At 40.4% G+C, this 12,765-nt stretch carries 4 protein-coding genes; all 4 read right to left on the bottom strand.

Annotation, left to right across the window (positions count from 1 at the left end):
- The coding region (locus J576_RS19975; RefSeq protein WP_033855736.1) for an ESPR-type extended signal peptide-containing protein at positions 1–4,247 on the bottom strand (4,247 nt) is incomplete at its 3' end.
- Between the two features lie 553 nt (positions 4,248–4,800).
- Positions 4,801–5,580 carry a trimeric autotransporter adhesin/peptidogylcan-associated protein TpgA gene (gene tpgA / locus J576_RS18865; protein WP_002049053.1) on the bottom strand — a complete coding sequence of 260 codons (780 nt, stop codon included), beginning with the start codon at positions 5,578–5,580 and terminating at the stop codon, positions 4,801–4,803.
- A gap of 57 nt (positions 5,581–5,637) precedes the next feature.
- Positions 5,638–10,767 (bottom strand): trimeric autotransporter adhesin Ata, encoded by a 5,130-nt coding sequence (ata, locus tag J576_RS18860; RefSeq protein WP_371864139.1) that lies wholly within the window; start codon positions 10,765–10,767, stop codon positions 5,638–5,640.
- On the bottom strand, positions 10,662–12,443 hold the full coding sequence (locus tag J576_RS20650) for an ESPR-type extended signal peptide-containing protein (RefSeq protein ID WP_002054469.1): 1,782 nt from the start codon (positions 12,441–12,443) through the stop codon (positions 10,662–10,664). The genes ata and J576_RS20650 overlap by 106 nt, the downstream gene beginning before the upstream one ends.
- Positions 12,444–12,765 lie beyond the last annotated feature (322 nt).

Here is a 12,765-nt window from a genome sequence, read left to right as displayed (position 1 = left end):
CCCAGATTGTTGGCTGTGCTGTTGCCCAAGGCATCAGTCTTGTTGTTGCTTGACGTACTTAACGCATCAAGCTGCCCTTTGTTTACTGCATCGGTAGCATTGGTGCCTGCTGCTACGTTACTGATTGTGTTGCCTGCAGCATCAATACCAGTCTTGGTCACACTTGGTCCACCTGCAATGGTTAAACCATTCGTATCCAGCTTGCTGTCCCCTGCCGTTACACTGTCAATATTCAGATCACGGTTTAAGCCATACTGAATCGTATTGCCGGTCTTGGTCACTTTCAGGTTAGTTTCACCTGCAACCGTACCAATGTCTACCGTATCACCAGCTTTTACTGCAGCGGCATTGGTACCATTGCTTTGTAAAGTCCAGCCTTTGTCCAGTGCAGTGATCGCATCGCCCACGTTATTGACGTTGTTGCCATTCACAGTATAGGTCGGTGAGCTTACTGCACCTGTAGTGCTGTCATAGCTTGCGCCACCGCCCAGATTATTGGCTGTGCTGTTGCCCAAGACATCAGTCTTGTTATTGCTTGAGGTACTTAATGCATCAAGCTGACTAACATTGACAGCATCAGTCGCATTGGTACCTGCCGCAACATTGGTAATCTTCTGATTACCCGCATTAATCCCTGCAGTCGTTACACTTGGGCCACCAGTAATAGTTAAGCCACTGTTATCAACTTTAGTGTTACCTACTGTTAAGCTACCCGCATTGGTTAATGCAATGTTGTCATTCACATTGTATTTATAGGTATTGGTTGCTGAGTCATATACTGCTGTGGTGTTGGTTCCATCTGCAAAGTTAACCGTTTCACCCAACTTCACATTGTCAGCTGTACCACCATTGACACTAAAGTTCAGGCCTTTATCTGCTGTCGCTTGTGCAGCAGCAGCATTAGTCACTGCCGTGTTTGCCGTATTTTGGGCTGCTGCCGCATTCGTCACCGCTGTGTTTGCGGTGTTCTGAGCAGTGGTCACGTTCTGATTCGTGGTATTTAACTGACTACCATTTACTGCATCTGTTGATGTAGCAGAAATAGTTCCAGCTGTAACATTGGTAATCTTCTGATTACCCGCATTAATACCTGCAGTCGTTACACTTGGGCCACCAGTAATAGTTAAGCCACTATTATCAACTTTAGTGTTACCTACCGTTAAGCTACCCGCATTGGTTAATGCAATGTTGTCATTCACATTGTATTTATAGGTATTGGTTGCTGGGTCATATACTGCTGTGGTGTTGGTTCCATCTGCAAAGTTAACCGTTTCACCCAACTTCACATTGTCAGCCGTACCACCATTGACACTAAAGTTCAGGCCTTTATCTGCTGTCGCTTGGGCAGCAGCAGCATTGGTCACTGCCGTGTTTGCCGTATTTTGGGCTGCTGCTGCATTCGTTACTGCTGTGTTTGCGGTGTTCTGAGCAGTGGTCACGTTCTGGTTTGTGGTATTTAACTGACTACCATTCACTGCATCTGTTGATGTAGCAGAAATAGTTCCAGCTGTAACATTGGTAATCTTCTGATTACCAGCATTAATACCTGCAGTCGTTACACTTGGACCACCTGTAATGGTTAGGCCACTGTTATCAACCTTGGTGTTACCGACCGTCAAGCTACCTGCATTGGTTAATGCAATGTTGTCATTGACATTGTATTTATAGGTATTGGTTGCAGGATCATACACTGCTGTGGTGTTGGTTCCATCTGCAAAGTTAACCATTTCACCCAACTTCACATTGTCAGCCGTACCACCATTGACACTAAAGTTCAGGCCTTTATCTGCTGTCGCTTGGGCTGCTGCCGCATTCGTTACTGCTGTGTTTGCGGTGTTCTGAGCAGTGGTTAAATTCTGGTTTGTGGTATTTAACTGACTACCATTTACTGCATCTGTTGATGTAGATGAAATAGTCCCTGCCGCAACGTTAGTAATCTTCTGATTACCCGCATTAATACCTGCAGTCGTTACACTTGGGCCACCAGTAATAGTTAAGCCACTGTTATCAACCTTGCTATTCCCAACTGTTAAGCTACCCGCATTGGTTAATGCAATGTTGTCATTGACATTGTATTTATAGGTATTGGTTGCAGGGTCATATACTGCTGTGGTGTTGGTGCCATTGGCAAAGTTAACCGTTTCACCCAGCTTCACATTGTCTGCTGTACCACCATTAACACTAAAATTCAGGCCTTTATCTGCTGTCGCTTGTGCTGCTGCAGCATTGGTGACTGCCGTGTTTGCCGTATTTTGAGCTGCTGCCGCATTAGTCACCGCTGTGTTTGCGGTGTTCTGAGCAGTGGTTACATTCTGGTTTGTGGTATTTAACTGACTACCATTTACTGCATCTGTTGATGTAGATGAAATAGTACCTGCCGCAACGTTAGTAATCTTCTGGTTGCCCGCATTAATACCTGCAGTGGTTACACTTGGACCACCGGTAATGGTTAAGCCATTGTTATCAACCTTGCTATTCCCAACTGTTAAGCTACCCGCATTGGTTAATGCAATGTTGTCATTGACACTGTATTTATAGGTATTGGTTGCAGGGTCATATACTGCTGTGGTGTTGGTGCCATTGGCAAAGTTAACTGTTTCACCCAGCTTTACATTGTCTGCTGTACCACCATTAACACTAAAGTTTAGGCCTTTATCTGCTGTCGCTTGTGCTGCTGCAGCATTGGTGACTGCCGTGTTTGCCGTATTTTGAGCTGCTGCCGCATTAGTCACCGCTGTGTTTGCGGTGTTCTGAGCAGTGGTTACATTCTGGTTTGTGGTATTTAACTGACTACCATTTACTGCATCTGTAGAGGTAGAAGAAATCGTACCTGCTGCTAAATTGGTAATTTTCTGATTATTAAGGTTTGCACCGCCATTTAAGTTACTTGCACCAGTAACATTTAATGAACCTCCAGTAGTTAAGTTTCCAGCCGTAACTGTCCCAGAGAAAACAGGTGCATCAGCCATTTGAATATTAACTGTGTTACCAGTCACAGCCGTTTTTAAGTTATTTCCAGAATAGGTTCCAGCAGTTGAACCTCCTCCAGTGATATTAAGTGTTGTACCTAAATTATTTGCTGAACTCCCTGTATTACCAGCAAAAGTAATAGGTTTAACAACTTCATTATTTAAATTAGTTAGCGCACCAGACACTGTATTAACAGGAGTATAAGTCGTTCCATCTGTTTTTGTTATTGTATAACTTGGTGGTGTATATACATCTGTTGCAGGATTATATGCTGCGCCACCACCTAATGCTGTCGTATTACCCACAGCACGATTGTTTACATCTTTTAACTGAGCAACCGTAACCGCATCTGAATCGGCAGCACCATCGGCTACGTTTTGAATACGTCGAGTATTTGTTGCTGAACCCACTGAAACAACACCATTTGTCGTAGATGCTGCAACATTTGTTATATATGAGTTGCCACTTTGTACCGTAGTTGTTGATCCTGCACCCAAAGCAACTGAATTTGTTACATTCGCAGTTGATCTTGGCCCGAGCGCTACACTATTTGCTGCTGAGGTTAAGCTGTTAGTTCCTATAGCAACACCATCAACCGCATTTGTGTCTACAGTCGCTGTATTACCAATAGCAGTAGCATTATTTGCACCACTGTTAACTTGAGCATTTTTCCCTATTGCCATTGCTGCTGTTGAACCAACAACTTGGCTCATCGCACCAATTGCGACACTGTAGCTAGAAGCACTATCAACTGCTGTAAAAGATGACCCTGTTGCCAAACCTTCTGCGACAAGATCTGCATCACTGTTATTTTGAAGTGCAATTGATTGCGCACCAGCAGCACTAGCTTGTCCACCAACTACTGTTGAGTTTACCCCTGTCGCATTTACATAATTTCCTAATGCAGTTGAATCTGCTGCGCTGGCATTTGCTCTTGATCCAACGGCTAATCCATTAATATCATTTGCAGTAGCAGGAGTACCCGTATTTGCTCCTATTGCAATACCATTACTAATGGTTGGACTTGTATCGATAATTGAACCATACAAGTTTGTGTAGTCAGCCCACACATGTGAAACGGCTAAACAGGAGATGATAGATAATACAAGTGCCTTAGGTCTAAATTTCTTTTCTTTAGAAACAATCTCATTTTGCGAACCAGTTATTTCGGAAGAGGATGAAACAGAACCAGTTCTCGTTTTGCTTTTAGCTAATTCTGATACAACAATCCATGTACCAATAGAAGCATTCCATACCACTTTGTATATCTTATTCATATTCTCACCCGTAAACTTAACGCTTACATTTAAAGTTTTGCAATCAAAACAATTAAATTGCTTATTTTTTTGTGAAAATATCTTTTTTATTTTGAGAAGTAAATCCATTTTTAAATATCAAAATAAAAAAAAGTCACAACAAGTGATAAATATTGTTAACTTTTTCCATACTTAAAAAAAAATAGTAATTTAATCAATTTTTTAATTTTTCTTAACCTTAAACATTAAAAAGACTGTTGTTACATTTTTTTGCAATCAAGATGTTTTTTATCATTCAAATTCTTCAATTGCTAAAAATAAAACACAAGTTGCTGATATTTATATTATTTTTACATAAAAATAATATAAATTTAGCTAAGTTGTATTGATGAAAATTTAATATTTTCAATATATTAATATCTTTCACCGAAATATTAATATATTTTAAATACGAAATATTTTATAAAAGTCATTAAAATTCAAATAAATAAAAAGATTTATTATGATTTTTCTTATTTTTATAACTCATAAAAGTAATCCTAAGAAATAGGATTACTTTTATATAGCAGATTATTTACCAGCTTATATTGACGCGTCTATTTGGCGCTAAACATTGAATAAGTTGTGAACTATTATTATCACTACACTGCTTGTATAAGTCGGTCTGGCTATTCGCCTGTATTTGTATACGGCTTGGTTCAACACCTTGTCGTACCAGTAACTTGGCAACCGTATTCGCTCGTTTAGATGATAACTCTTGGTTATAACTAAACTTACCCAATGGGTCTGTGAATCCAGAAACAATAATTGGGGTTGTTGTTGGACTTTTCTTAATTTGCTCAGCAATTTTCACAACGCTATTAGTACCTTCTTCAATCGCACTCGCATCAAATCGATCAAAAGCAAATAGGACACTCGCTGTACGATCTGCAATTACAGTGCTATATGCTGGTGCCTGATTATTTTCTCCCAAAACAACTAAACCTTCACACGCTTCACCCTTCCAAGATAAACGTTCTGCTAAATAGTGCTTATCAAAATCAATACGCAACTGGCAACGCTGGTACTGGTGTGTGTTGGGAACACGGATATCTAGCACATAGTTCCAAACTTTCACTGCAAAAAGCCCTTCACTAAATTGTGGATTGCCTAGTAAAGCTCGAATTTGATCTTTATTTAGTCCTGTATCTAAACGAGCAATATCTTGGTATTCATAACGTTTTACTTGTTTCAAATAACTCTTTTCAATCGCTGGAAAATGAATTTCCTGTGGCTGAGCCTGTTCATTTGCATAAGTTGTGACTGCGAAACCAGCAAAAGCTGCTACGACTAAGCTTTGGATTGTTTTGTTCATCTCTATAATCTCTTTAATCTGTCGAGCAAGGAGAGCATTGCCCTCCCAACCAGTTTCTTAATTAATCACACCACTAATACCAACGCGGACGCTTGGCTCACCTTGAGAAGCAGCTGCCACACCACCTGTAATTGACCAACGGCCATTGTCAGAGGTTTTGCGTAAGGTCACACCGACTGCGTTCTCACCACCATGATATGCAGCACCAACAGCATAGGTATATTTACCTGCTACAAACGGCGCATTTTCTAAGGCCATGGCAGCGGCAATACCTGCATTAGCTTTTTTCTCAACGTCATCAATACGTTTATTGGTGTCATAGAACACTTGTTGTAACTGATCACCCAGATTGGTAATTTTGTTACCCAATTCTTGGTTCGACTGGTTTAAGGTCCCAATCGCATCATTAATATTGTTCTTACCTGTACCACCAATATTGTTGGTTGTAATTGAGCCATCTTTAGGATCAATCGTAGTATTTCCACCAATACTGTTTTTGATGCTTTCTGAAATTTTATGGATTTGGCCACCATTTACAGCTTGGTTCGAACCAGCTTTAATCTCACCATCTTTAACACCTTGAACAACACGATCCCCCTCTTTACCAGCCATATTAATGCTAGTACCACCAGTATCTTTACCGACCGTGATTTCACCATTTGGTTTTTGCTGTTGAACTAACCCAGCTTTACCATTAGAAATGTTGTCGATGTTATTCTGAATATTCTTAATATCATTCGAGTTCTTATCGACTTGATTTTGAATATTCCATAATTGTCCACCATTTACGGCATCTTTAGAGCCTTCAGCAACTTTACCGTCAGCTACATTTTTCAGATTGGTACCTTTTTCTCCACCACCTAAAGTGACTGAGTTCTTGTCGACATTGCCATTTTTATCTTTGTCATACTGCACAGCATGATCAGAAAGCTTGCCAATATCTTTACCAATTTGATCTTTAACTTCGTTAATTTGCTTGTCTAATTGGCCTTTGTTCACCGCATCTTTTGCATTAATACCGTCTGCAACATTAGTAATTTGTTTACCACCTGCATTAATACCATTCACTGTGATGCTTGGCCCACCCTTAATGGTTAGACCTTGTTGATTTAAGACATGGCCCCCGACATTCATGCTATCGAACTTCACATCTTTTAACATCTCAATTTTGACACCATCTTCTGTGGTACGGGTAATGATGTTCTCGCCACTAGTTTTATCTTCAGCAGTTTTTGCGTCCGCACCACCTACAATATTGATAGTGTCACCAAGCTTACGGTGAACTGCTTTGCCTTGGGTTGCTTTCTGATCATTCGCACCAAAATTTAGCCCTTTTTGAGTCAAGTCATTTACACCATTGGTGACTTTTTCATCTACAGACTTGATTGCGTCATTGATGTTGTTTTTACCTGTTCCACCAATGTTGTTAGTGGTCAGACTACCGTCTGGATTAACAATAGTATTTCCACCAATACTATTTTTAATACTTGTTGAGATGTTATGTACCTGACCGCCATTTACAGCATCTTTAGAATTTTGTGCAATTACACCATTAGCCACATCAGTAATTTTCTTACCACCGGCATTAATGCCATCTTTAGTGATGCTTGGGCCATCTTTAATGGTTAAACCATTATTATTAAGTACGCTATCACCCGTGGTTACACTATTTAATGTCAGATCTTTTTTAGTCGACACTTCATAGTTTGTACTACCATCTTTATTAACAGTTTCTTTTACAACAATGTTGTCACCTTCAGTTACAGTAGTCTTCGCTTTCGTTGCAGTATTTTTTACTTCACTAATCGCATCATTAATATTGTTTTTACCTGTCCCACCAATATTATTGGTCGTCAGACTACCATCCGGATTAACAACTGTATTTCCACCAATACTGTTTTTAATACTGTTTGAAATATTGTGAATTTGGCTACCATTTACTGCTTCTTTTGAAGTCGATGAAATGTTGCCTGCTTTCACATTATCTAAAACCGTACCGTCTTTACCTTTTAAGGTAACTTTATCTTTGGTTTTGGCATCATCGTATTTCACCGCGGCATCATCGGTTGCATTCTGCTTGGCAGCAAGATTGTCCAACTGACCTTTGTTTACTGCATCTTTGGCATTTACACCATCAGCTACATTGGTAATCTGTTTGCCGCCAGCATTAATACCTTCTTTAGTAACGCTTGGACCTTCTTTAATCGTCAAACCATTCGTATTTAAGGTGGTGTTGCCAGTAGTGACGCTATCAAACTTCGAGTCTTTTAACAGTTCAATCTGAATACCATCTTTGGTAGTACGGGTAATAACGTTCTCACCGCTGCTCTTAGCCGCCGGAGTTGACGCAGCTGCACCACCTACAATATTAAGCTTCTCACCAAGTTTACGATGGACATCACTCCCGCTATTGCCAGCAAAGTTCAAGCCTTTGTTTTCAAGCTCAGTCTTGGTGCTATCAATTTTGCTATTCAGCTCAGTTTTGGTGTTACCAATCGTGTTGTTTAACTCAGTTTTAGTATCGTTAATCTGAGTTGTTAGCTGATCTTTGGTGGTATTTAACTTGGTGTTGGTATCAGTAATCTGGTTACCAAGGTCTTTCTTGGCTTCATTCAGATTCTTGTTGGTATCAGCGATTTGATTACCTAAATCTTTTTTCGCATCATTTAACTGATTATTGGTATCAGTGATTCTGCCATTCAAGTTATCTTTGACTTTGGTGAGCTGATCAACATTTACTGCATCTTTGGCATTTACACCATCAGCTACATTGGTAATTTTCTTACCACCTGCATTAATGCCATCTTTAGTAATGCTTGGACCTTCTTTAATAGTCAAACCATTATTATTAAGTACGCTGTCACCTGTGGTTACACTATTTAATGTCAGATCTTTTTTAGTCGACACTTCGTAGTTAGTGCTGCCATCTTTATTAACAGTTTCTTTTACAACAATGTTGTCGCCTTCAGTTACAGTAGTCTTTGCTTTCTTAGCTGTATTTTTTACTTCGCTAATCGCATCATTGATGTTGTTTTTACCCGTTCCACCAATGTTATTGGTCGTCAGACTACCATCCGGGTTTACAACGGTATTTCCACCAATACTGTTTTTAATACTGTTTGAAATATTGTGAATTTGGCTACCATTTACTACTTCTTTTGAAGTCGATGAAATGTGGCCTGCTTTCACATTATCTAAAACCGTACCGTCTTTACCTTTTAAGGTAACTTTATCTTTAGTTTTAGCATCATCGTATTTTACCGCAGCATCATTGGTCGCATTCTGCTTGGCAGCAAGATTGTCCAACTGACTCTTATTCACTGCATCTTTGGCATTGATACCATCGGCTACATTGGTAATTTTCTTACCGCCGGCATTAATGCCATCTTTAGTAATGCTTGGGCCTTCTTTAATGGTTAAACCATTCGTATTTAATGTGGTGTTGCCCGTGGTGACACTGTCAAATTTCGAGTCTTTTAACAGTTCAATCTGAATACCATCTTTGGTAGTACGGGTAATAACATTTTCACCGCTGGTCTTAGCCGCCGGAGTTGAAGCATCCGCACCACCTATAATATTGAGCTTCTCACCAAGTTTACGATGTACATCTGCACCACTGTTGCCAGCAAAGTTCAAGCCTTTGTTTTCAAGCTCAGTCTTGGTATTGTCGATTTTGCTATTTAGTTCAGTTTTCGTATTACCAATTGTGTTGTTTAACTCAGTTTTAGTGTCATTAATCTGAGTTGTTAGCTGATCTTTGGTGGTATTTAACTTGGTATTGGTATCAGTAAGCTGGTTACCAAGGTCTTTCTTGGCATCATTCAGATTCTTGTTGGTATCCGCGATCTGATTACCTAAATCTTTTTTCGCATCATTTAACTGATTATTCGTGTCAGTGATTCTGCCATTTAAGTTCTCTTTGACTTTGGTGAGCTGATCAACATTTACTGCATCTTTGGCATTGATACCATCAGCCACATTGGTAATCTGTTTGCTACCAGCATTAATGCCCTGTTTGGTAATGCTTGGGCCTTCTTTAATCGTCAAACCATTCGTATTTAATGTGGTGTTGCCAGTAGTCACACTGTCAAACTTCGAGTCTTTTAACAGTTCAATCTGAATACCATCTTGAGTTGTGCGAGTAATAATATTTTCACCGCTGGTCTTAGCCGCCGGAGTTGACGCAGCTGCACCACCTACAATATTAAGCTTGTCACCAAGTTTACGATGTACATCTGCACCGCTGTTACCAGCAAAGTTCAAGCCTTTGTTTTCAAGCTCTGTCTTGGTGTTGTCAATTTTGGTATTTAGTTCAGTCTTGGTGTTACCAATCGTGTTGTTTAACTCAGTTTTAGTGTCGTTAATCTGAGTTGTTAACTGATCTTTAGTGGTATTTAACTTGGTGTTGGTATCAGTAATCTGGATACCAAGGTCTTTCTTGGCATCATTCAGATTCTTGTTTGTATCTGTGATCTGATTACCTAGATTCGTTTTTGTATCATCTAACTTCTGATTCAGGTTAGTAATATTCTGGGTATTCTTACCAATATTGCTCGTATTTTGATTAACACGACTATCAACATTTTTAAGCTGGCGTACTGTTACTGCATCTGAGTCAGCTGAGCCATCTTCTACATTGGTAATACGGCGTTCTTTTCCAGCCGACCCAACAGAAATCACACCATTAGATTGAGAAGCATCACGATTAGTCAGGAAAGAAGTTCCTGTTGCTTCTGTCGCTACAGCATCTTGGCCTAAAGCAACACTATTTTTGGCTTCTACTTTACTGCGTGCGCCTAAAGCAACACCACCTTCAACTAATGACTGAGCACCTTGGCCAACTGCAACTGCATTTTCTTGATCGGCAATTGCACCACCACCAATAGCTGCAGCATTTTTACCAGCTGCTTTTGCACCACCGCCGACAGCAGCAGCATTTTCATTTGTAGCCTCAGCCCCTTTACCAATTGCAGCCGAGTTATCACCTGTTGCCTGCGCACCACTACCGATTGCAGCAGCACTGTTTCCAGTCGCTTTTGCCCCTTCACCCGGTTTATTACCAGAGCCAATTGCTGTTGAATTTATACCCGATGCCAATGAGTTAATACCCACTGCCGATGCGCCATCACCTGTTGCTTGTGCAACAGCACCGAATGCAGCGGCGCCTTTACCCGAAGCATTTGACATGACGCAAAAGCAGAAGAAGCATCACCAGTTGCTTTAGAGGTCATACCAAAAGCAGAAGAAAACGCTCCTGTACCTACAGCTTGAACCCCAACAGCAGTTGAACCATGATTCGCTTCGGTTGTTGGATATTTACCTGCCTGTAAAGTACCACCAGTAATTTCCGTATAGGTATTACTTAATTCCGTATCACGTGCAATTTTGTCAACGTCATCGCCACCAATCGCAACTGATGAATTTCCTTTTGCTATCACGTCGGCACCAATTGCTACTGACTGGTCCCCAATTGCTTTCGTCTGATCACCAATCGCAACTGATTGATTACTATTGACTCCTTCGGCACCTTGAGTCGATGCATTACGGCCTATAGCGACATCCCCACGTCCTACAGTTTGGCTACTACTTCCCATTGCAATAGCACCAGAACCTATTGCCTGTGCACTACCGCCAATCGCCATTGCCTCACGACCAGCAGCAGAAGCATTTACCCCTACAGCAATGGCATTACGGCCAGTCGCACCATCATTTTCAAAGTTACCACCTGGCTGACCATTGTCATTAATACTGACATAATGGGTACGAGCAGCTTTTAACTGACGCACAGTTGCTGCATCAGAATCTGCTGCACCATCTGCTACGTTTTGAATACGGCGTTCCGTTCCAATATCTCCGATTGACAAAACACCTGTTGGTGCTGATTGTTTAGTCAAGAAACTTTCACCAGTTGCTTGACTGGCTTTTGAATCTTTACCTAAAGCAATACTGTTTTCCGCTTCAGAACGGGCACCTTTACCAATTGCTACGCCGCCTTCAAAGCTAGCTTCTGCTTGGTCCCCAATAACAACTGCATTATCTTTTTGTGCCTTTGCACCGGTACCAATTGCGACAGACTTTTTACCTTTAGACTCTGAAAATGCACCAATTGCTAAAGCATTTTCTTCAGTAGCAACCGCACCTCCACCAAATGCAATCGAGTCTTTACCCGTTGCTTTAGTAGCCATTTTTGGTTGATAAGCAGCGCCTGCCTGCCCAGCAACAGGATCAGCATTTTCAATATCTGGTGAGCCAATCGCAATTGAACGGTAACCTTCTGCAGTGGCTGAATGCCCTATGGCTAAAGAACCTTTACCCGTCGCAGCAGCAACATTACCAATAGCTTGTGAGAAGTCGGCTGTCGCTGCAGATTGACGACCAACTGCAAGAGCAGTATTTCCAGAAGATAAAGCACCCGTACCAATTGCCACACCTGAAATACCTTGAGTCGTCGCATAAGAACCTATTGCTGTTCCTAGGCCTTTCTCAACTACAGCCCCCGTACCAACACTGATTGCTCCGCCTTGTTTCATTGCGCCAGCATAAGCACCGGTAGAATTATTATATGGATTATTACGATTTGCGATGTTAGAGCCAGTTCGGTCTTGAGTTTGTGCCCCGCAGCCAATAGCAATATCTTTTTGGTTAGCCGTATTAGCGTTTCCTTCACGACATGAAGTTGTACCAGAAATGGATGTTCCTTGGCCTATTCCCCCTTCGGTATTTGTCCCAGCAAAAGCATTTGGAGCAAAACAAATTACACCCGATAAAACTGCCGCTGATACATTTAAAGTTTTTGATTTAGTCTTTGTTTTACTTTTTGCAATTTCAGAGGTTGCAACCCATGCTCCAATCGAAGCATTCAAATGACCTTGTAAACTTTATTCATAAAACTTCTCAGACAAATACCGAACTCAACGACCAATAAAAATGTACAAATACATTTTTAAAATTTTTGGCCCCAAAAAAAGAGGCGGCATCCTAATTGAATAAATTTAAAGGGTAAATATAAAACCGAAACAATGATAAGAAAATTTGTGATTTTAATCACAAAATATATTTTTATAATTAATTTTAAGTTTTTGAATTAATTAAATAAAATTTAAATTATAAATATTGTGTGTTGTTTTTGTTAATAATAAGTAACTTTATTTTAAAATAGAATAATAGCTCTAAATAAATGTTTAT

It is taken from the genome of Acinetobacter sp. 766875 (genome assembly GCF_000582055.1).
In the GTDB taxonomy this organism is placed as follows: domain Bacteria; phylum Pseudomonadota; class Gammaproteobacteria; order Pseudomonadales; family Moraxellaceae; genus Acinetobacter; species Acinetobacter nosocomialis.
This window is presented reverse-complemented; position numbering and strand designations above follow the sequence as displayed.

Bases quoted from the DNA above. Each gene is read 5' to 3' on its own strand.
- tpgA (WP_002049053.1), bottom strand. From the start codon at position 5,580: ATGAACAAAACAATCCAAAGCTTAGTCGTAGCAGCTTTTGCTGGTTTC.
- ata (WP_371864139.1), bottom strand. From the start codon at position 10,767: ATGTCAAATGCTTCGGGTAAAGGCGCCGCTGCATTCGGTGCTGTTGCA.